General features: G+C 73.0%; 19 protein-coding genes. 13 read left to right on the forward strand and 6 right to left on the reverse strand.

What is annotated here, in order from left to right:
- Positions 1-56: 56 nt before the first annotated feature.
- The 8 genes from DSM104329_RS07710 to DSM104329_RS07745 all read left to right on the forward strand — a co-directional run bounded on the left by DSM104329_RS07710 (position 57) and on the right by DSM104329_RS07745 (position 9,348).
- Positions 57-950 carry a Ppx/GppA phosphatase family protein gene (locus DSM104329_RS07710; RefSeq protein WP_259314815.1) on the forward strand — a complete coding sequence of 298 codons (894 nt, stop codon included), beginning with the start codon at positions 57-59 and terminating at the stop codon, positions 948-950.
- Positions 937-1,527, forward strand: coding sequence for a CHAD domain-containing protein (locus DSM104329_RS07715; protein ID WP_259314816.1), 591 nt, complete (start codon positions 937-939; stop codon positions 1,525-1,527). Before DSM104329_RS07710 ends, DSM104329_RS07715 begins: the two co-directional genes overlap by 14 nt.
- Positions 1,524-2,105, forward strand: coding sequence for a CHAD domain-containing protein (locus DSM104329_RS07720; RefSeq protein WP_259314817.1), 582 nt, complete (start codon positions 1,524-1,526; stop codon positions 2,103-2,105). Before DSM104329_RS07715 ends, DSM104329_RS07720 begins: the two co-directional genes overlap by 4 nt.
- The gene (ppk1, locus tag DSM104329_RS07725; protein WP_259314818.1) at positions 2,102-4,273 is read left to right on the forward strand and encodes a polyphosphate kinase 1; all 2,172 of its coding nucleotides are present in this window, start codon (positions 2,102-2,104) and stop codon (positions 4,271-4,273) included. The genes DSM104329_RS07720 and ppk1 overlap by 4 nt, the downstream gene beginning before the upstream one ends.
- A gap of 38 nt (positions 4,274-4,311) precedes the next feature.
- Positions 4,312-5,820 (forward strand): long-chain-fatty-acid--CoA ligase, encoded by a 1,509-nt coding sequence (locus DSM104329_RS07730; protein ID WP_259314819.1) that lies wholly within the window; start codon positions 4,312-4,314, stop codon positions 5,818-5,820.
- Positions 5,821-5,874: 54 nt separating this feature from the next.
- The gene (locus DSM104329_RS07735) at positions 5,875-7,359 is read left to right on the forward strand and encodes a S1C family serine protease (protein WP_259314820.1); all 1,485 of its coding nucleotides are present in this window, start codon (positions 5,875-5,877) and stop codon (positions 7,357-7,359) included.
- Positions 7,360-7,366: 7 nt separating this feature from the next.
- The gene (locus DSM104329_RS07740) at positions 7,367-8,332 is read left to right on the forward strand and encodes a VWA domain-containing protein (protein ID WP_259314821.1); all 966 of its coding nucleotides are present in this window, start codon (positions 7,367-7,369) and stop codon (positions 8,330-8,332) included.
- A 65-nt stretch (positions 8,333-8,397) separates the two neighbouring features.
- Positions 8,398-9,348, forward strand: coding sequence for a VWA domain-containing protein (locus DSM104329_RS07745; protein WP_259314822.1), 951 nt, complete (start codon positions 8,398-8,400; stop codon positions 9,346-9,348).
- A 379-nt stretch (positions 9,349-9,727) separates the two neighbouring features.
- Here DSM104329_RS07745 and DSM104329_RS07750 read toward each other — a convergent pair whose 3' ends face one another.
- Together DSM104329_RS07750 and DSM104329_RS07755 are read right to left on the reverse strand one after the other, a co-directional pair.
- Complete coding sequence (locus DSM104329_RS07750) at positions 9,728-9,955, reverse strand: hypothetical protein (protein WP_259314823.1); 228 nt, start codon at positions 9,953-9,955, stop codon at positions 9,728-9,730.
- 1 nt (position 9,956) lies between these two features.
- Positions 9,957-10,166, reverse strand: coding sequence for a hypothetical protein (locus tag DSM104329_RS07755; protein WP_259314824.1), 210 nt, complete (start codon positions 10,164-10,166; stop codon positions 9,957-9,959).
- A 278-nt stretch (positions 10,167-10,444) separates the two neighbouring features.
- Here DSM104329_RS07755 and DSM104329_RS07760 point away from each other — a divergent pair, with 278 nt between their 5' ends.
- Positions 10,445-10,585, forward strand: coding sequence for a hypothetical protein (locus DSM104329_RS07760; protein WP_259314825.1), 141 nt, complete (start codon positions 10,445-10,447; stop codon positions 10,583-10,585).
- 88 nt (positions 10,586-10,673) lie between these two features.
- Here DSM104329_RS07760 and DSM104329_RS07765 read toward each other — a convergent pair whose 3' ends face one another.
- Positions 10,674-12,662, reverse strand: coding sequence for an SDR family oxidoreductase (locus DSM104329_RS07765; protein ID WP_259314826.1), 1,989 nt, complete (start codon positions 12,660-12,662; stop codon positions 10,674-10,676).
- Positions 12,663-12,720: 58 nt separating this feature from the next.
- On the reverse strand, positions 12,721-12,984 hold the full coding sequence (locus DSM104329_RS07770) for a hypothetical protein (RefSeq protein ID WP_259314827.1): 264 nt from the start codon (positions 12,982-12,984) through the stop codon (positions 12,721-12,723).
- Positions 12,985-13,005: 21 nt separating this feature from the next.
- Here DSM104329_RS07770 and DSM104329_RS07775 point away from each other — a divergent pair, with 21 nt between their 5' ends.
- Genes DSM104329_RS07775 through DSM104329_RS07785 form a run of 3 tightly spaced genes read left to right on the forward strand, consistent with a single transcriptional unit; the run spans position 13,006 to position 16,618 of the window.
- Positions 13,006-13,731, forward strand: coding sequence for an enoyl-CoA hydratase/isomerase family protein (locus DSM104329_RS07775; protein ID WP_259314828.1), 726 nt, complete (start codon positions 13,006-13,008; stop codon positions 13,729-13,731).
- A gap of 40 nt (positions 13,732-13,771) precedes the next feature.
- The gene (locus DSM104329_RS07780) at positions 13,772-15,667 is read left to right on the forward strand and encodes an ABC-F family ATP-binding cassette domain-containing protein (RefSeq protein WP_259314829.1); all 1,896 of its coding nucleotides are present in this window, start codon (positions 13,772-13,774) and stop codon (positions 15,665-15,667) included.
- 51 nt (positions 15,668-15,718) lie between these two features.
- Positions 15,719-16,618 (forward strand): sugar phosphate isomerase/epimerase family protein, encoded by a 900-nt coding sequence (locus DSM104329_RS07785; protein WP_259314830.1) that lies wholly within the window; start codon positions 15,719-15,721, stop codon positions 16,616-16,618.
- Positions 16,619-16,688: 70 nt separating this feature from the next.
- Here the strand turns inward: DSM104329_RS07785 and DSM104329_RS07790 are convergent, their stop codons facing one another.
- Together DSM104329_RS07790 and DSM104329_RS07795 are read right to left on the reverse strand one after the other, a co-directional pair.
- The gene (locus DSM104329_RS07790; protein ID WP_259314831.1) at positions 16,689-17,321 is read right to left on the reverse strand and encodes a hypothetical protein; all 633 of its coding nucleotides are present in this window, start codon (positions 17,319-17,321) and stop codon (positions 16,689-16,691) included.
- Between the two features lie 62 nt (positions 17,322-17,383).
- Positions 17,384-18,766: a hypothetical protein gene (locus tag DSM104329_RS07795; RefSeq protein ID WP_259314832.1), complete on the reverse strand. Its 1,383-nt coding sequence runs from the start codon at positions 18,764-18,766 to the stop codon at positions 17,384-17,386.
- A 148-nt stretch (positions 18,767-18,914) separates the two neighbouring features.
- Between DSM104329_RS07795 and DSM104329_RS07800 the strand changes: the two genes are divergently transcribed.
- Positions 18,915-19,727, forward strand: a complete 813-nt coding sequence (locus DSM104329_RS07800) for a phosphate ABC transporter substrate-binding protein (RefSeq protein WP_259314833.1) — start codon at positions 18,915-18,917, stop codon at positions 19,725-19,727.
- Position 19,728 lies beyond the last annotated feature (1 nt).

Genomic DNA, 19,728 nt, shown 5'->3' on the forward strand with positions numbered 1-19,728 from the left:
CCGCTGATCATGACAACATCGGCCCGGCAGCTCCCCCCGGAAGCGGGGCTGCGTCCATGGTCTGCGCGTGCATCGACATCGGCACGAACACCACGCGGCTGCTCGTGGCCGAGCCGGACGCCCGTGGCCTGAGCGAGCTGCTGACGCAGCGCGTGTTCACGCGCGTCCGCCGCGCGCAGGCGCCGGACGGCACGATCGCGCCCGCGAAGCTGCTCGAGCTCGTCGACGTCGTGACCGCGCAGGCGCGCGCGGCCCGGGCGCTCGGAGCCGTGCGCATCGTCGCCGTCGCCACCGCGGCGATCCGCGCCGCGCCGAATCGCGGCGACCTGGTCACCGCGGTGCGGCGCACGGCGGGCGTCGAGCTGCGGATCCTCGAAGGCAGGCAGGAGGCGCGGCTGGCCTTCGAGGGCGCCACGCGCACGCTCCCGGACTGCCCGGCCGGGCCGGTCGGCGTCATCGACCTGGGCGGCGGCTCGACCGAGCTGGCGGTCGGGACGATCGCGGAGGGCGTGCGCTGGTGGCGCTCGGTGCCGGTCGGCTCGGGGACGCTCGTGGACCATCACCTGCGCGGCGACCCGCCGGCGCCGGCCGAGCTCGCCGCCCTGTGCGAGCACGCGGCGGGCGCGTTCGCCGACCTCGCGCCGCCGGCCGTGGAGCTCGCGCTCGCCGTCGGCGGCAGCGCGACGTCGCTGCACCGGCTCTGCGGCGACCGGCTCGATCCGGCGGCACTGGGCGCCGCGATGCGCACCGTGACCGCCGCGGACTGCGAGCGCACCGCCGCCGAGCACGGCCTGGCGCCTGAGCGGGTCCGGCTGCTCCCGGGCGCGCTCGCGGTGCTCGAGCAGGCGGCCGCCGCGTTCGGCGCGCCACTGAAAGTTGCACGCGGCGGTCTCAGAGAAGGCATCATCCTGTCGGCGATGGACGAACGGAACGCGGATGGCGAAGGCTGACGAGGTCGAAGGGCTCGAGGCGGGCGACCGCTTCGACGTGGCGGCCCGCAAGGTCGTCGCCGTGCGTGCGCGCGAGCTGTTCGACCACGCCGACGGCGTTCTGGACACGAGCGACATCGAGCGCGTGCACGACATGCGCGTCGCGAGCCGCCGGCTGCGCGCCGTGCTCGAGATCTTCTCCGCCGCCTTCGACGACCGCGAGCTCAAGCCGGTCATCCGCGACGTCAAGGCGCTGGCCGACGCGCTCGGAGCCCGCCGGGACCCGGACGTCCAGATCGCCCACTTCGAGTCGCTGCGGGCCGCGCTGCCGGAGGCCGACCACGCCGGGCTCGACGTCATCCTCGAACGTCTGCGCGCCGAGCAGGCCGAGGGCAACGACGTGCTGGCCGCCGCGCTCGACGACGCACAGGCCGCAGACCTCGCCGGCCGGCTGCGCGCGCTGGCGGGCGAGGAGGCGGTGGAGGAGGCTGGCGAGCCGCAGCCGCAGCCGCCGCCACCACCGCCACCCGAGCCGCCGCCCGTCCCGCCGCCGGACCCGTTCGTCGCCACCCACTCCGAGCACGGCGAGTCCACATGAGGGCCCGGCGCGTGAAGGGCCTCAAGCGCGGCGAGCGCATGGACGGCGCCGTCGAGCGCATCGTCGAGGTCCGCCTCGATGAGCTCCTCGGCTTCATGCCGAAGGCCGCCGATCCCGCGCAGGTCGCCGCGCTCCACGACATGCGCATCGCGGCCAAGCGCCTGCGCTACGTGCTCGAGCTGACGTCGTTCAGCTTCGGCCCGTACGCCGAGCGGGCGGCCAAGCGGGCGAAGGACCTCCAGGACCTCATCGGCGAGATCCACGACTGCGATGTCACGCTGCCCCGCATCGAGGCGATGCGCGAGGAGCTCATGGCCGCCGACGCCGCCGAGCTCGTCCGCCGCGCGGGCGAGGACGACGACCTCGACCCGTCGCTGGCCGGCGGCGCGCCGCACGCCGAGGCGTGGCGGGGCCTGGAGACGGTGATCGTCCACCTGGCGGCCCGGCGCGACCTCCTGCACCAGCGCTTCCTCGAGCTGTGGCGCAAGCTGGAGCGCGAGGGGTTCGCCGCCCGGTTGCGCTACGCGATCACCGAACGTGCACAACCGGCGGATAGCATCGCCGCGGAGGACGGATGACCAGCCCAGATCCCGTGAGCGAGCAGAACCCGATCTCCGCCGTCTCGACCGCGGAGTTCGACATCGAGGCGCTGGTCCCGTCCAAGCCGGCGGCGGTCCTCGACGACCCCACGCTGTTCTTCAACCGCGAGCTGTCGTGGGTGGAGTTCAACGAGCGCGTGCTGACGCTCGCGGAGGACCCGGACGTGCCGCTCATGGAGCGGCTGAAGTTCGCGGCGATCTACGCCTCGAACCTCGACGAGTTCTTCATGATCCGCGTCGCCGGCCTGCACGACCAGGTCGACGCGGGAATCGCCGACCCGCTCGCCGACGGCAAGACGCCCGCCGAGACCCTGGACGCGCTGCGCGAGCGCCTCGAGGCGCTCGAGCGGCGCCACATGCGCTGCGTCGGACAGGACCTGCTGCCCGCGCTGGCCGAGCACGGCATCCGGATCGTCGACTACGACGCGGTCAACGGCACGCAGCGCGAGGCGCTGGCCGAGCGCTACCGGCGCCAGATCTTCCCGGTCCTCACGCCGCTCGCCGTCGGCCTCGGCCGGCCGTTCCCGTACATCTCCAACCTCTCGCTGAGCCTCGCGGTGCTCGTGCGCGACCCCGTCACCGGCCATCGCACGTTCGCCCGCGTAAAGGTGCCCAAGGAGATGCTTCCGCGCTTCGTCGAGCTCGACGGCGACGAGCTGGCGTTCGTCCCGCTCGAGCAGGTCATCGCGGCGCAGCTCGACTCGCTGTTCCCGGGCATGGAGATCGTCGACCATGGCATCTTCCGGGTCACCCGTGACGCCGACTTCGAGGTGTCCGACGAGGCCGACGACCTGCTGCGCGCCGTCGAGGCCGAGCTGCGCCGCCGCCGCTTCGGCGAGGTCGTCCGCGTCGAGGTCGCCGCCGGCATGGACCCCGAGCTGCGGGCCTACCTGACCGAGGCCCTGGAGGTCGAGGAGCGCCAGGTCTACGACATCGAGGGCCTGCTCGACTGCCAGGACCTGTGGCAGATCGTCGGGTTGCCGGGCCTCCTCGAGCTGCGCGACCCGCCGTGGACCCCGGTCACCCAGCCGCGCCTGCAGGACGACGAGGGCCAGCCGCCCGACGCGTTCGCGGTGCTGCGCGCCGGCGACGTGCTCGTCCACCACCCCTACGACTCGTTCACGACGTCGGTCGAGCGGTTCGTCAACCAGGCCGTCGAGGACCCCGACGTCCTGGCGATCAAGATGACCGTGTACCGCACCAGCGACGACACGCCGCTGATGCCCGCGCTCATCCGCGCGTCCGAGCGCGGCAAGCAGGCGGTCTGCCTCGTGGAGCTCAAGGCGCGCTTCGACGAGCGGGCGAACATCGGCTGGGCGCGCGCGCTAGAGCAGGCCGGGGTGCACGTCGTGTACGGCCACCCGGCGCTGAAGACCCACGCCAAGTCGATCCTCGTCGTCCGCCGGGAGGGCGACGGGGTGCGCCACTACGTGCACGTCGGCACGGGCAACTACCACCCGACGACCGCCCGGCTGTACACCGACTTCGGGCTGTTCACGACGGACCCCGAGATCGGCGCGGACGTCGCCGACATGTTCAACTACCTCACCGGCTACGCGCGCCCACGGCGCTTTCGCAAGGTGCTGCTCGCACCCGCCCACCTGCGCGACGGGATCCTCGAGGAGATCGACCGCACGATCGACGCCCTCGAGCGCGGCGAGCACGCGCGGATCCGAATGAAGATGAACTCGCTCGTGGACCGGCGCTGCATCCGCGCGCTGTACCGCGCGTCCCAGGCCGGGGTCCCGGTGGAGCTCAACATCCGCGGGATCTGCTGCCTGCGTCCCGGCCTGCAGGACGTCAGCGAGAACATCCGGGTCGTGTCGGTCGTCGGGCGCTTCCTCGAGCACTCGCGCGTGTTCGCGTTCGAGCGCGGCGACGAGCAGCGGGTGCTCATCGGCTCCGCCGACCTCATGCCGCGCAACCTCGACACGCGCGTCGAGCTCGTCGCGCCCGTGGACGACCCGCGGCTGCGCGACGACCTGCTCGACACGCTCGACCGGTGCCTGGCCGACGACTCCAATGCGTGGGACCTCGACTCCGACGGAACCTGGACCCGGCGCGAACCGCAGGGGCCCGAACCCCGCAGCGTGCAGCGCGAGCTGATGCTCGGGCACGCCGCGCGCGCGGCCGAAGAGCGTTCCTAGCACCGCTAGACCGCCGCCGAAATGGGAAGGTTCGCTCTATGAGCGCCAACCTCGCCGGCATCCTCACCGACAGCGCCGCCCGTGACGCTGATCGCATCGCCCTCAAGCTCGACGACGCGGAGGTCAGCTACGGGGTCCTCGACGAGGGCAGCGCGCGCGTGGCCGGGATGCTGCGCGAACGCGGGGTGCAGCCGGGCGACCGGGTCGGGATCATGCTTCCGAACGTCCCGTACTTCGCGGTCGTCTACTACGGCATCCTGCGCCTCGGCGCCGTCGTGGTGCCGATGAACGTGCTGCTCAAGGGCCGCGAGGTCGCGTTCTACTGCAAGGACCCGGGGTCGAAGGTCCTGTTCGCGTGGCACGGCTTCGCCGAGGCGGCCGAGCACGGCGCTCAGGAGGCCGGCGTCGCCGACGTCGTGATCGTGGCGCCGGGCGAGTTCGAGAAGCTCGTCGCGGCCGCCGAGCCCGTGCGCGACGTGGCCGATCGCGACGCGTCGGACACCGCGGTGATCCTCTACACGTCGGGCACCACCGGCACTCCGAAGGGCGCGGAGCTGACCCACGACAACCTCCGCCGCAACGCGGACTGCTCGCGGGACCTGTTCGACGCGGGCCCCGGCGACGTCGTGCTGGGCGCGCTGCCGCTCTTTCACTCGTTCGGCCAGACGTGCGGGCTGAACGCCTCGATCGCCGGCGGCGCGATGCTGACGCTGATCCCGCGCTTCGACCCCGGCAAGGCGCTCGAGATCATGCAGCGCGACGCGGTGACGATCTTCGAGGGCGTGCCGACGATGTACGGCGCGCTGCTCCACCACCCGGAGCGCGACCGGTTCGACCTGTCGAGCCTGCGCGTGTGCGCCTCCGGCGGCGCGGCGATGCCGGTCGAGGTGATGCGCGGGTTCGAGGAGGCGTTCGGCTGCCAGGTACTCGAGGGCTACGGCCTGAGCGAGACCTCGCCGGTCGCCTCGTTCAACCACCCCGACCGGCCGAGCAAGCCCGGCTCGATCGGCACGCCGATCGAGGGGGTGGACATGAAGGTCGTCGACGACGACGGCAGGGAGCTGCCCGCCGGCGAGGTCGGCGAGATCGTCATCCGCGGCCACAACCTGATGAAGGGCTACTGGAACCGCCCCGACGCGACGGCCGAGGCGATCCGCGACGGCTGGTTTCACACCGGCGACATGGCCAGGGTCGACGAGGACGGCTACTTCTTCATCGTCGACCGCAAGAAGGACCTGATCATCCGCGGCGGCTACAACGTCTACCCGCGGGAGGTCGAGGAGGTCCTCTACGAGCACCCGGCCGTCCGGGAGGTTGCGGTCGTCGGGATGCCGCACGACGAGTGGGGCGAGGAGGTCGGCGCCGCGGTCGCGCTGAAGGACGGCGAGAACGTCAGCGCCGACGAGCTGCGGGCGTACGTCAAGGAGAACGTCGCCAGCTACAAGTACCCCCGTGAGATCTGGTTCGTCGACGAGCTGCCCAAGGGTCCGACCGGGAAGATCCTCAAGCGGGAGATCTCCATGCCGCAGCGGGTTGCGGACGAGTGATCGACGTGCGGCTTATGAGGATCTGACAGGACCATCCCTACCTTCGGGGGACCGATGAGCGATTCGCGACTGTGGAGCACGCCGGAGCCTGAGCCACAGCTCGAGGGATGGCGCCCGGAGCGGCCGGATGGCCCGCGCAGCGCCGCGGCGCCCGAGCCTCCGGCCGAGCCCGACGTCCCGCGGCGCCCGCCGCCCCCGCAGGCGCCGGCCGACGAGCAGTCGGTCGACGTGGCGGTGGCCGCTGACCGCGTGCGGCGGTTCCGCGAGGGCGAGCGCTCGTCGACCCCCGCCGAGGCGGCCGAGCGGCTGCGCGGCGCCACGGCGCCCGTCGACCCGTCGACGGCGCCGACCCGCGTGCTGCGTCGCGAGGAGGGATCGCCCGACATCTCGGCTGCGGCCGAGCGCATCCGCGCCCGCGAGCAGAGCGCCGCCGCCGGTCCCGGCTTCCACGGCTCCGGCTTCGACGCCCGCCGCCGGCCCGTGCCGGCGATGCCGGGCGAGCGGCCGCCGCGCCGCTGGCTGGCGCCGGTCCTCTCCGCGGTCGTCGGGGCGCTGATCGTGGTCGTCGCCTTCCTCCTGCTGACCGGCGGAGACGGCGTGGGCGGCGAGAACGCCCAAGCGCCGCTGCCCGCGACGAAGGGCGCGGGCGGACCGAACGCCGACGCGCGCACGATCTACGCCCGGGCCAGTGCCTCGGTCGTCTCGGTGATCGCGCAGATGCCGAGCGGGCGCGCAACCGGCACCGGCTTCCTGGCCCAGAACTCCACGACGATCGTGACGAACGCCCACGTCGTCGGCACCGCCACGACCGTCGAGGTCCGCTTCGGCGACAACGGTCGCGCCATCACCGCCAAGGTCCTCGGCCGCGACGTCTCCAGCGACCTCGCCGTGCTGCACATCCCGAACAAGTCGACGACCGCGCCCGCGCTGCCCCTCGCCGACTCCAACGACGTCCGCGTCGGTGACGGCGTGGTCGCCATCGGCAACCCCTTCGGCCTCTCGCGCACGGCGACCGCGGGCATCGTCTCCGCCGTCGGCCGCCACATCACCGCGCCCAACGGCTTCGACATCGACAACGTCATCCAGACGGACGCCCCGATCAACCCGGGCAACTCGGGCGGTCCGCTGATCGACGCGCGCGGCCGGGTCATCGGCGTCAACTCGCAGATCGCCACGGCCAGCGGCGGCGGCGGGAACGTCGGCATCGGCTTCGCCGTCCCCGCCAACACGCTGCGCGACGTGGTCCCGCGGCTGCAGAAGGGCAAGAAGATCAACCGGCCGTTCCTGGGCGTGTCGACGACGAGCGACGCGCGCGGCGCCCGTGTCGTGGTCGTCGTGCCCAGCGGTCCCGCGGATGCCGCGGGCATCCGCGTCGGCGACGTCATCGTCGCCGTGGACGGCAAGCCGATCAAGGTCCCCGACGAGGTCGCGACGGCGATCGCGGACTCGAAGACCGGCGACACCGTCGAGATCGAGATCATCCGCGGCGGCGTGCACCAGTCGATCGACGTGCGGCTCGGCGCGAGACCCGGCGGCTGAGAGACCCATGCACTTCGCCACCCCGCTGGTGCTGCTGGCGCTGATCGCGCTCGGCGCCGGGATCGTCGCCTACGTCATCGTGATGCGCCGCCGGCGCCGGACGGCGGCCCAGTTCGCCAACCCGGCGCTGATGCCGTCCGTCGCGCCGCGGGGCCCACGCTGGCGCCGGCACGTGCCGCTGCTGTTCTACGCGATCGCGCTGGCGGTGCTCGTGGTGGCGGCGGCCAAGCCCGAGAAGACGGTGGCGGTGCCGGACGAGCGCGCCTCGATCATGCTCGTCACGGACGTGTCGGGCTCGATGACCGCGACCGACGTGGCGCCGAACCGCCTGAGCGCGGCGCGCGTGGCCGCCGAGCGGTTCCTGGACGAGGTGCCCAAGCGCATCAAGGTCGGCGCGATGGCGTTCAACAACCGCCCGCGCACCCTCCAGCGCCCGACGCGCGACCGCGCCGCCGTGCGCGACGCCCTGCGCCGGCTGGAGCCGAGCGGCGGCACCGCGACCGGCGAGGCGATCAAGGCGGCTCTGCAGCTGCTGCGCCCGCCGCTGAAGCTCGGCGAGAAGGCCGCGCCCGCGGCGATCGTGCTGCTCTCCGACGGCAAGTCGGTGACGGGCCGCGAGCCGGTGGACGTCGCGAAGGAGGCCGCGAAGGCCAAGGTGCCGATCTACACGGTCGCCCTGGGCACGCCGGCGGGCACGATCGAGGTGCCGCGCGGCGGCGGGCGCAGCGGGACGGTGACCGAGCGCGTGCCGCCGGACCCCGAGACGCTGCGCGCGGTGGCGCGGATCTCCGGCGGGCGCTCGTACGCCGCCGGTGACGCCGACCAGCTGTCGGCCGTCTACGACCGCCTCGGCTCCCAGCTTGGCAAGAAGAAGGAGAACCGCGACATCGGCTACCTCTTCGTGGGCGGCGCGCTCATCGCGCTGGGCCTCGGTGCGGCGAGCTCCCTGACGTTCTTCGGACGGGTGGTGTGACGCGTGAGCCTCAGCGACGGGCGCGGCGAGCTCCCTGACCTTCTTCGGACGAGTGGTGTGACGCGATGAGCCTCAGCGATCCGATCTGGCTCCTGCTGCTGCTGGCGATCCCGCTCGTGATCGCGCTGCAGGTGCTGCTGGCGCGCCGGCGGCGCCGGTACTCCGTGCGCTTCCCGGCCCTGACGACCCTGGTCGCCGCCTCGGGCGGCGGCTCGCCGCCGTGGCGGCGGTGGGTGCCGGCGATCCTGCTGTTCGCGGCGCTCGGCGGCCTGGCGGTGGCGATGACGCGGCCGGAGCGGACCGTCGCGGTGCCGATCGAGAAGGCGTCGGTGATGCTCGTCACCGACACGTCGAACTCGATGATCGCCGACGACGTGGACCCCGACCGCCTGAGCGCGGCGCAGAGCGCGGCGCGGACGTTCATCGACGCCGTGCCGAAGGGCCTGGCGCTCGGCGCGGTCGCCTACTCGACCGGCCCGTACAACGTGCTGCCGCCGACCGAGGACAAGAACGAGGTGCGCGACGTCATCAACTCGCTGCAGGCCGACGGCGCCACCGCGACCGGCGACGCGCTGCAGGCCGCGCTGGACTCCCTCAAGCAGCAGCGCGGGAGCGACGGGCGTCAGGCGCCGGCCGCGATCATCCTGCTCTCCGACGGCCAGACCACGGCCGGCCGCGACCCGATCGGCGTCGCGCGCCTGGCGAAGAAGCAGCGGGTGCCGGTCTACACGGTCGCGCTGGGCACCGACCAGGGGACGATCCCCGGGCCGGGCGGCTCGACGGTTCCGGTGCCGCCCGACCCGGAGACGCTGAAGCGCATCGCGGAGATCACCGGCGGGCAGGCGTTCACCGTCGATGACGCGTCGGCGCTCGAGGGCGTCTACCAGCGCCTCGGGTCGCGGATCGGCAGCAAGACCGAGCAGCACGAGATGACCGCCGGATTCGCGGCGATCGGCGCCGTCCTGCTGGCTGCCGCGCTCATCGCCGGCGTGCGCTTCGGCACGCGGTTCCCGTAGAGCACGGGCGCCGCGCCCGCCCGGCCGCCCGCCTGCCGGCCGGCCGGCTGCCTGCCCGCTCGGCGCCCGCCCGCCCGGCGCCCCCCGCCTGCCCGCTCGCCGCATCGAGCGTCGAGTTCCTCCGCCTGACGCGGAGAAAGTCAACGCTCGGTGCGGGCACCCCGGTGCCCGTGTGCTGCCGGCCCGGCGCCCGCCCGCCCGCCCGCCCGTCCGGCCGCCTGCCCGCTCGCCGCATCGAGCGTCGAGATTCTCCGCCTGACGCGGAGAAAGTCAACGCTCGGTGCGGACCACCACGGTGCCCGTGTGCTGCCGGCTCGGCGGCGAGGCCGCCCGCGGTGCCGCAGGTCAGCGCTGCGGGCTCGGCGGGCCGTGACGCACGTCAGCCGTCGTCGGGCCCGAGGTTGCGCACGACCGCATCCGCGGCCGCCCGGGCCTCCGCGTCGGTGAGAGGCACGTGGCGCAGGGCGTCGGCGACCGCCGCGGCGGCCTGGTCCAGGCGGCGCTCCCGGGCGCGCCGGGCGGCGCTGACGCGGCTGCGCTGCAGCACCAGCTCGCTGACCGCCCGGTCGTTCTCCCAGTGGCGCGACGCTGTCCGGCTTCGTCCCATGTCAGTGCCTGCGCAGCGGGTCGCGGGACGGAAAGCGGCCGTCGACGACCTCCAGCAGCAGGCCGCTCGTCCCCATCCCGATCCCGCCGCCGATGAGAAGCGAGCCGAGCACATGAGCGCCGGCACCGTCGCCCTGAAGAACGACCAGCACGCCGAGACCGGTCAGCGACAGCGTGGCGATGCCACGCACGACGCTCAGCAACGTCTGCATTTCAACTCCTCCTGTGAGGTAGGGAACGTCTGCGGTGAGAGAGGCGAAGGCGCCGCCTCCCTCCGTCACACGACCATGCCGGAACGTCCGCGCCGCGGCCATGGGGTCCAAGCCCCGTCTGGCCTCGGCCGAACTGTGCAATCGAGCGATGGATGAGTGTCGTACGAGCGCGGAATGCACGTTTATCCCCATCGAGCGCGGTCCCGCCCAAGCCCGGCGGTGTCCTCCATGCCGGCCCGGACCCGTTGATCGAGGGCTCGGTCTCGATGAAGACGGCGATGACCGACGCCTCGCGCCTGCGGCGCATCGCCGCGCGGCCGACGGTCCACGGCTCGCTGCAGCGACGCACGGACAGCGCGTCGTGGGAGACGCCGCCCCGGCGCGGCGATCCGCAGCGCCATCGTCACGGAGACGATTGACCATGCAGTCATCGTGGACGTCCGGCGCGACGCGGGCGATGGGGCCTGATGACCATCTCGCGCCGCGCGATCCGCGACGGGACGGCCGCTACCAGTGCACCCCGCGCATGAGGTTCGCCATCGCGATCTGCTCGACCGAGGCCTTCTCGTTCGGGTCCTTCTCGCCCTTGGCCGCCGCCGAGTCCGGGAACACCTTGTAGGCCGTGTGCAGGATCTGGTCGACCGCCTTGGGCGCCAGCGCGTAGGCGACCTCGCCGAACGTGCCGAGCCGCGTGTTGATCGTCTTCGGCTTCGAGCGGATCGCCTCGCAGACGAGGTCCCCCGCCTCGTCGGGCGTGATCGTCGGGAACGCGTCGTACATCTTCGTCGGCGCGATCATCTTCGTGCGCACGAGCGGCATGTGGATCGTCGTGAACGTGACGTTGTCGCCGATGACCTCGGAGCTGACCACCCGCGTCCACGCGTCGAGCGCCGCCTTGGAGGCGACGTAGGCGCTGAAGCGCGGCGGGTTCGTCTGCGCCCCGATCGACGAGACGTTGACCACGTGCCCGAACCGGCGCCCGCGCATGTGCGGCAGCAGGCACATGACCATCTTGATCGCGCCGAAGTAGTTCAGCTGCATGGTGCGCTCGTAGTCGTGGAAGCGGTCGAGGCTGAGCGTGACCGAGCGGCGGATCGAGCGTCCGGCGTTGTTGACGAGCATGTCGATCGCGGCATGCTCGGCGAGCATCTTGTCCACGGTCGCCTGGATCGCATCCATGTCGGTGAGGTCGGTCGGGTAGACGTACGCCGTCCCGCCGGCGGCCTCGATCTCCTCCCTGACGTCCTCGAGCTTGTCCTGGGAGCGCGCGAGCAGCAGCGGGATGCCGCCGGCCGCCGCGATCTTCAGCGCGGCCGACCGGCCGATGCCCGTCGAGGCGCCCGTGATCACGACCGTGCGCCCGTTGACCGCGTGCTCGAACGAGCGGTCGCGGAACAGGTCCGGGTCGAGGTTGCGCTCCCAGTAGTCCCAGACGCGGTCGGCGTAGGACTCGAGCGCGGGGACGGCGATGCCGGTGCCGGCCAGCGCGCGCTCCGTGTCGCGCGTGTCGAACTGGGCGGTCAGGCCGACGTACTCGACGACCTCCTCGGGGATGTGCAGGTCGTCGAGGATCGCCTTGCGCACGCCCTTGAGAGCCGGCAGCTGCATGAGCAGGGAGCCGACGCCCTTCGGCAGCGCGTCGGTGACCTTCTTGTCGATGCGCAGCGCCATCTGCGGCGCGTGCCCGGCCCGGGCGAACGTGTTGAGCACCTCGCCGGAGCGCATCCCCCCGCGGGTGTCGGTGAGGTGGAACGCCTGGCCGTCGAGGTCGGGCAGGTGGGCGATGTGGTCCATCGCCTGCGCGACGTAGTCGACGGGGACGATGTTCGTCCAGCCGAGCTCCGGACCCGCCAGCGGCACCCACTCCGGCACGTAGTGGCGGAGCTTCTGGATGAGCTTGAAGAAGTAGTACGGCCCGTCGATCTTGTCCATCTCGCCGGTCTGCGAGCTGCCGATGACGATCGCCGGCCGGTAGACCCGCCACGGCACCATCGACTCCTCGCGCGCGATGCGCTCGGACTCGAACTTCGTGCGGTGGTAGGCCGAGGGCAGGCTCTGGCCCTGGTCGAAGTAGTCCTCGCGGAACAGGCCCTTGAACAGGCCGGCGACCGCGATCGAGCTGACGTGATGCAGGTGCCCGGCCCCGAGCTCGTTGGCGAGCTCGACCGCGTGGCGCGTGCCGCCGACGTTGAGCTGCTCGTTGCGCTCGTCGTCGGCGGTCATGTCGTAGATCGCCGCGAGATGGAAGAAGTGCTCGATGCCTGCCTCCCGCAGCGCCGGCATGTCCTCGTCGCGGATGCCGAGACGGGGGAGCGACAGGTCTCCGACCACCGGCTTGACCCGCTCGGGCCGGCCCCAGCGCGCGATGAGCTCCTCCAGGCGTCCGGTCGATCCCTCGCGGACCAGGACGTACACGTCGCCCTCGCGCCGCTCGAGGAGCACCTCGACGAGATGTCGGCCGATGAACCCGGTTGCGCCGGTGACGAAGTACGCCATTCGCTCCTCTTCCCTCCGGTGACTGGCGCCGGAGCCTATACCCGCGATGCCGGCTGGGTTACCAGCCGCCGGACCAGTCGGCGCTGAGCTTCTTCGTGAGCTTCTTGCGCCGGTCCTTGCGCTTGTCGAGCCGCCACATGATGAGCGACAGGACCAGGATCAGCAGCGGGAAGAAGGCGATGACCATGAAGCCCGCGTTCGTGACGACCTTGTCGTTGGCCACGCCGTAGGTGCCCTCGCCGTGGTCCGCGGCGAGCGCGAGCGGGGCCGCGACCAGCAGCCCGATGGCGAAGACGGTGAAGGTGGCGACGAGACTGCGCATCAGTCGTGGAGTATACGAAGCATGGCGACGAAAAGCGTGCTGCGCGAACGGGTGGGCGACGGGGTCGACGTGCTGCGGCTGGACCGTCCGCAGGCGCGCAACGCGCTCGACTCGGCGACCATCGACCAGCTGCTCGCGGCGCTGGACGACCTGGCCGCCGACGGCGACGTGCGCGTGCTCGTCCTGTCGACCACCAGCGAGCGGGCCTTCTGCGCCGGAGCGGACCTGGCCGAGCGGCTCGACCGCGCCGGCGGCGTGGCGCGCATGGAGGCGTTCGCCCGGCTGTACGCGGCGGTCGAGGCCTTCCCGGCGCCGACGGTCTGCGTCTGCGTGGGCAACTGCGTCGGTGCCGGGGCGGAGATCGCCGCCGGCTGCGACCTGCGGGTCGGCGGCGACAACCTCAGGCTCTCGTGGCCGGGCGCCCGCCTCGGCGTGCCGATCGGCCCGGCCCGGCTGGTGCCGCTCGTCGGGCTCGCCGTGGCCAAGGAGCTGATCTTCACCGGCCGGACGATCGGGATGGAGGAGGCGCGCGAGCTGCGGCTGCTGGCGCGCTGCGCCCCGGCGGCCGAGGCGGAGGCGCAGGCGCTGGACCTGGCCGCCGGGATCGCCGCGCACCCGAGCGCCGGGCTGCGCCGGCTGAAGGCGATGTTCCGCGAGTACGAGGACCTCGCCGCCCGCGTGGCCGACGAGAACGGTCGCCTCGTCGCGTTCCAGCGCGACGATGCCGGGCTGCCGATGCGCGCGTAGGCGCCCACCGGCCCCGACCCGCGCTCCTACCATCGAGGGCATGGCCGTGCTCATCGCCTCCGACCTGCGCAAGGACATCGCCGGCGCGCCGCTGCTGCGGGGCGTCTCGTTCAAGCTGGAGCGCCGGGAGCGGCTGACGATCGCGGGCCGCAACGGCGCCGGCAAGACGACGCTTCTGCGCATGCTCTCCGGGGAGACGTCGGTCGACGGCGGCGAGCTCGTCTTCGAGAAGAACGCGAAGGTCGCGCTGCACGACCAGCGCCCGCCGCGTGAGCGCGGGCTGACGCTGCGCGACTACGTGCTGTCGGGCGCGGCGGAGCTCGTGGCGATCGAGCAGGATCTGGCGCGCCTCGAGGGCGCCATGGCCGGCGGCGCGGTGGACGACGCCACGCTGGGCGCGTACTCCCGGGCGCAGGCCGCGCTGGAGGCGGCCGGCGGCTACACGTGGCGCGAGCAGGCGATGGGCACCATCCGCGGCCTCGGCTTCGACGAGGACGACCTCGACCGGTCGCTGCAGACCTTCTCGGGCGGCGAGCTGACACGAGGGTCGCTGGCCCGGGCGCTCGTCGCCCACCCGGACCTCCTGCTGCTCGACGAGCCCACGAACCACCTCGACATCGCGTCGCTCGAGTGGCTCGAGCAGCAGCTCGTCGGCATGGACACCGCGGTGGTGCTGGTCGCCCACGACCGCTGGTTCCTCGAGGCGGTCGGCACGGCGGTGCTCGAGCTCGAGGCCGGCCGCTCGCGCTTCTTCGCCGGGCCGTGGCACGCCTGGCGGCGCGAACAGGCGGCGCGCGAGCTGGCGCTCGGCCGGGCGATCGACAAGCAGCAGAAGGAGATCGCGCGGATGGAGCGCTTCGTCGAGCGCTTCCGGGCGAAGGCGACGAAGGCGCGCCAGGCGCAGTCACGGGTCAAGGCACTGGACAAGATCGAGAGGATCGAGCGCGATCCGCGCGACGAGCGCGAGCTGGCGTTCTCGTTCAAGCCGCCGGCGCGGTCGGGCCGGGTCGTGTTCGAGATGACCGGCGGCCGCATCGCCGTGGGCGACGATGCGCCGCGGGTCCTGTTGGACGACGCCGACCTCTGGCTGGAGCGCGGCGAGCACGTGTCGATGGTCGGTGCGAACGGCAGCGGCAAGTCGACGCTGCTGCACGCGCTCGTCGGCCGGCGTCCGCTGGACGGCGGGAAGCTGAGCGTCGGCCACAACGTGCAGCTCGGCTTCCTCGCCCAGCACGCCGAGACGCTCGACGAGACCGCGAAGGTCGTCGAGGCCTGCCAGCGGGCGACGGGCCTGACGCCGAACAAGGCCCGGGCCCTCCTCGGCCGGTTCCTGTTCAGCGGGGAGGAGGCCGAGAAGCCCGTCAGCGGCCTGTCGGGCGGTGAGCGCCAGCGGCTGTCCCTGGCGATCCTCGTGCAGTCCGGCGCGAACGTCCTCATCCTCGACGAGCCGACCAACCACCTCGACATCGAGAGCCGCGAGGCGCTCGAGGATGCGCTCGGCGAGTTCCCGGGCTCGCTGCTGCTCGTGTCCCATGACCGGGCCCTGCTCGACGCAGTGGGGTCGCGGACCATCGCGGTCGAGGACGGGACGCTGCACTCCTACGTCGGCGGCTGGGCCGAGTACGTCGCGAGCAAGAAGGCGGCCGACGAGGCGCCGAAGGCGGCGGCGGCCCGCAACGGCAGGGCGGCGAAGGACGGGGCCAGGCCGAAGCCCAGGCCGAAGCCGGAGCGGTCGAAGAACGCCGTGCGCCGCCAGGCCGATCTGGAGCGCGAGATCGAGCGCGCCGAGAAGGAGCTCCAGGTGCTGGAGGACGAGCTCGCCGATCCGTCCGCGTGGGCGTCGCCGAGCGGGGCGGAGCGGTCGACGAAGCGCCATGCCGAGGCCAAGCGCCGGGTCGCGAAGCTGATGGCCGAGTGGGAGGCCGTCGCGTCGTAGGCTTCACCGCCTCTTCACCGGAACTCCCTGCACACGGACCACTCTGGCTCCATGCAAGGAGATCCGAAGATCGATGAGCGGCTCGGGCTGAACGTCCCTCGTGAGACGTGGCCGACCCCGCCGCTCCTGAAGGCCTACGAAGCAGCCGGCTTCGCCTGGGTCCAGGTCCACACCCCGCCGATCGCGATGCTGGCCGATCGCGAGCGCGCCCGCCAGCACGCCCGCGCGCTGCGGGCGGCGCTCGACACGACCGGCCTGCGGCTGCTGATCCACGGCCCCGACGACCTCAGCGCGGGCACGGAGCTGCACGACCGGGCGTTCGGCGGCCTGCTCGACTACGCGGCCGAGGCGCGGGCCGAGCTGATCGTCTACCACGGGCTGAACTTCCGCAGCGCGGAGGACGCGCCGTCCGCGCGGGCGCTGGCCGACCGCGTCGAGCTCGAGGAGGCGTCGCTGCGCCGCCGCGCGACGGTCGCGCAGCGGCTCGGCGTGCGCCTGTGCGTCGAGAACCTCGCGCCGGTGTACCCCGGGCCGCCCCGCGTCTGCCACGACCCGGCCGCGGTCAGCGCCCTCGTGCGGCGCATCGCGATGCCGAGCGTCGCGATGCTGTTCGACGTCGGCCACGGGCACATCGCCGCCGCGCTGCGTCGCGACGACCTGCCGAGCCTGCTCGCGCCCGTGCTCGGCGACGTCGGCCTGTTCCACCTGCACGACAACCTCGGGGCGCGGCGCCACGACGTGCAGGCGCCGGGCGTCGACCCGCTGCGCCTCGACCTGCACCTGCCGCTGGGCGCCGGGACGCTGCCGTGGATTCGGGTGGCCGCCACGCTGCGCGACCACGACGCGCCCCTGATGCTGGAGATCGGCGCCGGCGTCCGCCAGGAGCCGCTGGTGCTCGGCCGGTCCGCGCGGGCGGCGTTCGGCGAGGCCAGGGCCTCGGTGCCGGCGTAGCGGCGTGCCCACGGCCGAAGCCGGCGGCGTTCCGGAGCGATCCGGAACGCCGCCAGCCGGGCGGCCGGCGTCAGCTGCGCCGGTGCTTGACCTTCTTCGTGACCTTCTTCGCGGTCCCGCGGCTGCTCGAGCAGCCCTGGACGCGGCTCATCGTGAATGGCCCGGCGGTGTTCGTCGTGACGGTCGGGACGCCGCCCGAGAGCTTCGGCGTGCCGTCCGGGTTCGTGGCGTACGTCGCGTAGGTGACGACGAAGTAGGCACCCTTGATGCTGCACGGCGACCCGCTCTGGAGGTTCACGTGTCCGGGCAGCAGGTTCAGGTTCCCGCCGTACGTCCCCACGCAGTTGATGCCGAAGCCGGGGAGGTCCCCGTTGCAGGAGAACGAGTCGGTCGGGACGACGTTCCCGGTCGCCTTGTCGATCCCGAAGACCTCGGTCTCGATGCTGTCGATCGAGCGGCCCGGGACGATGAGCGAGTAGCTCGTGATGTAGTTCGTGCAGGCGATGGTGTAGTTCAGCGGGTTCTCGAAGTCGACGGACTTCTCGCCCACCTTCAGCGTGCCCTTGCACACCGTGTTGTCGGTGAAGGCGGCGTGGGCGGCGTTCGGGATCGCCAGACCCCCGGCGAGCAGCGCCAGGAGCGCGGCGGCCAGCGCGATTCGCCCACGCAGGGGCATGACGGTGATGTTCAACGGGACCTCCATGTGGATGGGACGACCTGCGTCACAGCGACCGGGATCCTCCGGGGCCGCCACCGCCCCTCCGGTTACGAACTCGTTTCGCTGCCGTGAACGTCTTGTGACCAGGCCGTCCACAACGTGTCGTCGTATGCGGCGGCGTCGGCCGAGCGCCCGAGCGTCGGCAGGCCGAACGCATCCTGGAGGGTGCGCAGCAGCGAGAAGGCGTCCGACGCCGCGTCGACCTGGGTGCCGGGCGCGACGTCCGTGGAGAGGACGAGCGCGCCGTCGGCGAGGGTGACGACGACGAGGCCGCCGTCCGCGTACGCGGCGCTGTCGGTGAGCTCGGCGACGGTGGCGGCCAGCCACGGGTCGGCGGAGGCGGGGTCGATCTTCGCGAGGCCGGGGAGGACGAGGGAGAGCGCGGGGGCGTCGCCGGCCGACTGCAGGTCGGCGGCGAGCTGGGACAGCGGCACGCAGTCGGTGGCGTCCGCGAGCGAGGCGAACGCGCCGAACGGGTCGCCCGGCGTGGGCGGCAGAGCGGCGCAGCCCGCGGGCCCGAGGTGGTCCTCGACGTACGCGCGCCAGGTGCGGTCGGTGTCGGTGAGCTGGCCGAGGACGGTCTCGACCTCCGGGCCGAACGCGCACGGCTGGGCCTGGTCCGCGCAGGCGTCCTGTCCGCTGAGCAGGCCGGCGACGTCCTGGAGGCCGCCGTCGCCGAGCGGGCGGTAGCCGGCCAGCCAGCCGCCCTGCGTGCGGAGCGCCGCGAGCGATGGGAGCTGGTCGGCACGCTCGGCGAGACGCACGATCCACACGTGGGCGATGGGCGGGACGGTGGCGGCGGGCGGAGCCTCGGGCGTGGTCTCGCCGGAGGTGTCGTCGCCCGAGTCGCCCGAGTCGCCCGAGCCGCTCGAGCCGCTCGAGTCGTCGCCCTGGCCGGTGCCGCTCGCCGCGGGCGGCGGCGCCGGCTCGGCCGGCGGCTGCACGGGCGCCGCCGACGCGACCGCCGCGTCCGGTGCGGCCGCTCCGGCATCGGCGGGAGGGGCGGCGTCCACGGGCGCGGCGTCGCCGGCGGGAGCGGGCTCGTCGACGGCGGGCGCATCGGCCGTGGGGGCGACCGGTGCGGCCGGCACGGGCGCCGGCGCCGGCACGTCGATCACGATCGGCGCGCGCGCCGAGGCCGGCGTCGCGTTCGCCGGCGGGCTCGCCTCGGTCGCGGCGAACACGCCGGCGCCGATCATCACCGCGACCACGGCGCCCGCCAACGCCGGCGAGGGCATCGCGAAAGGCGGGCGCGCGGACGGCGCGCCCACGGGCGGCCGCGTGGCCGGCGGCCCGACGGGCGCGACGGGCTCTGAACCGGGCGCCAACCCGAGCAGCTCGGGCAGCGGCGCACCCGCGCGGGCCCCGCACACGAGGCAGTAGCGCTGGCCGGGCGCCAGCGCGCCGGCGCACTCCGGGCAGCGGGTCATCCCGGCGATCCTGCCCGGGTGCGCCGCGCCGGTGGGGCGGCCTTCACGACATCTTCACGGGTCGGGCACGGGAACTTCACATGCCGCGCGGCCGGCGGCCGGAGGATCCCGCCGCCTAGAAGGAATCCCTCGAAAGGAGTCACCTGACATGACCCGTCGCACGCGCCGTCTCGGCGTCTGCGTCCTGGCCACGGTCGCACTCACGGCGTCCGGTGCGGCGGCGGCGCAGGCCGCCACCGTCATCACGATGAGCGGCTCGACCTCGGTCGCCCCGCTCGCGGCGCTGCTGGCCAAGCAGTACGTCAAGACGCACAAGAACGTGAAGTTCAAGCTGGCGCAGGGTGGCTCCGACGTCGGCGTCGCGGACGTCGCCGCCGGGCGCGTCACGATCGGCAACTCGTCGCGCGATCCGAAGGCCACCGACCCGGGCGGCATCTTCTTCAACAAGGTCGCCAAGGACGCGATCTGCATCGTCACCAACTCGAAGAACACGGTCGGCGACCTCAGCCAGCAGACGATCCAGGGTATCTTCTCCGGCAAGATCGCGAGCTGGAGCGACGTCCCCGGCGCGAGCGCGAGCGGCCCGATCAACCTGGTCGTCCGTACCGCGGCCTCGGGCACGCAGGACGCCTTCCAGAAGATCTTCATGGGCGATGCGAAGGTCGCCTCGAGCGCTTCCCAGAAGGCCTCCAACGGGCTCGTCCAGCAGTCGGTCCAGTCGGACCCGAACGCGGTCGGCTACGTGTCGCTGGACTTCATCAACGGCACGCACGTCGCGTCCTACAAGGGCGTGGCCTGCAACCTGCGCAACGCCAAGTCCGGCGAGTACGGCGGCGTGCGCAACTTCTGGATGGTGACCCGCGGGCGCGCCACCGGCGCCACGAGCTCGTTCATCTCATGGGTGCAGAACTCCAGCGCCGCGCAGAAGATCGTCGGCCTGCACTGGGTGCCGCTCAAGTAGC

This window comes from Capillimicrobium parvum, from assembly GCF_021172045.1.
In the GTDB taxonomy this organism is placed as follows: domain Bacteria; phylum Actinomycetota; class Thermoleophilia; order Solirubrobacterales; family Solirubrobacteraceae; genus Capillimicrobium; species Capillimicrobium parvum.

Bases quoted from the DNA above. Each gene is read 5' to 3' on its own strand.
- DSM104329_RS07710 (WP_259314815.1), top strand. From the start codon at position 57: ATGGTCTGCGCGTGCATCGACATCGGCACGAACACCACGCGGCTGCTC.
- DSM104329_RS07715 (WP_259314816.1), top strand. From the start codon at position 937: ATGGCGAAGGCTGACGAGGTCGAAGGGCTCGAGGCGGGCGACCGCTTC.
- DSM104329_RS07720 (WP_259314817.1), top strand. From the start codon at position 1,524: ATGAGGGCCCGGCGCGTGAAGGGCCTCAAGCGCGGCGAGCGCATGGAC.
- ppk1 (WP_259314818.1), top strand. From the start codon at position 2,102: ATGACCAGCCCAGATCCCGTGAGCGAGCAGAACCCGATCTCCGCCGTC.
- DSM104329_RS07730 (WP_259314819.1), top strand. From the start codon at position 4,312: ATGAGCGCCAACCTCGCCGGCATCCTCACCGACAGCGCCGCCCGTGAC.
- DSM104329_RS07735 (WP_259314820.1), top strand. From the start codon at position 5,875: ATGAGCGATTCGCGACTGTGGAGCACGCCGGAGCCTGAGCCACAGCTC.
- DSM104329_RS07740 (WP_259314821.1), top strand. From the start codon at position 7,367: ATGCACTTCGCCACCCCGCTGGTGCTGCTGGCGCTGATCGCGCTCGGC.
- DSM104329_RS07745 (WP_259314822.1), top strand. From the start codon at position 8,398: ATGAGCCTCAGCGATCCGATCTGGCTCCTGCTGCTGCTGGCGATCCCG.
- DSM104329_RS07750 (WP_259314823.1), bottom strand. From the start codon at position 9,955: ATGGGACGAAGCCGGACAGCGTCGCGCCACTGGGAGAACGACCGGGCG.
- DSM104329_RS07755 (WP_259314824.1), bottom strand. From the start codon at position 10,166: ATGCAGACGTTGCTGAGCGTCGTGCGTGGCATCGCCACGCTGTCGCTG.
- DSM104329_RS07760 (WP_259314825.1), top strand. From the start codon at position 10,445: ATGACCGACGCCTCGCGCCTGCGGCGCATCGCCGCGCGGCCGACGGTC.
- DSM104329_RS07765 (WP_259314826.1), bottom strand. From the start codon at position 12,662: ATGGCGTACTTCGTCACCGGCGCAACCGGGTTCATCGGCCGACATCTC.
- DSM104329_RS07770 (WP_259314827.1), bottom strand. From the start codon at position 12,984: ATGCGCAGTCTCGTCGCCACCTTCACCGTCTTCGCCATCGGGCTGCTG.
- DSM104329_RS07775 (WP_259314828.1), top strand. From the start codon at position 13,006: ATGGCGACGAAAAGCGTGCTGCGCGAACGGGTGGGCGACGGGGTCGAC.
- DSM104329_RS07780 (WP_259314829.1), top strand. From the start codon at position 13,772: ATGGCCGTGCTCATCGCCTCCGACCTGCGCAAGGACATCGCCGGCGCG.
- DSM104329_RS07785 (WP_259314830.1), top strand. From the start codon at position 15,719: ATGCAAGGAGATCCGAAGATCGATGAGCGGCTCGGGCTGAACGTCCCT.
- DSM104329_RS07790 (WP_259314831.1), bottom strand. From the start codon at position 17,321: ATGGAGGTCCCGTTGAACATCACCGTCATGCCCCTGCGTGGGCGAATC.
- DSM104329_RS07795 (WP_259314832.1), bottom strand. From the start codon at position 18,766: ATGACCCGCTGCCCGGAGTGCGCCGGCGCGCTGGCGCCCGGCCAGCGC.
- DSM104329_RS07800 (WP_259314833.1), top strand. From the start codon at position 18,915: ATGACCCGTCGCACGCGCCGTCTCGGCGTCTGCGTCCTGGCCACGGTC.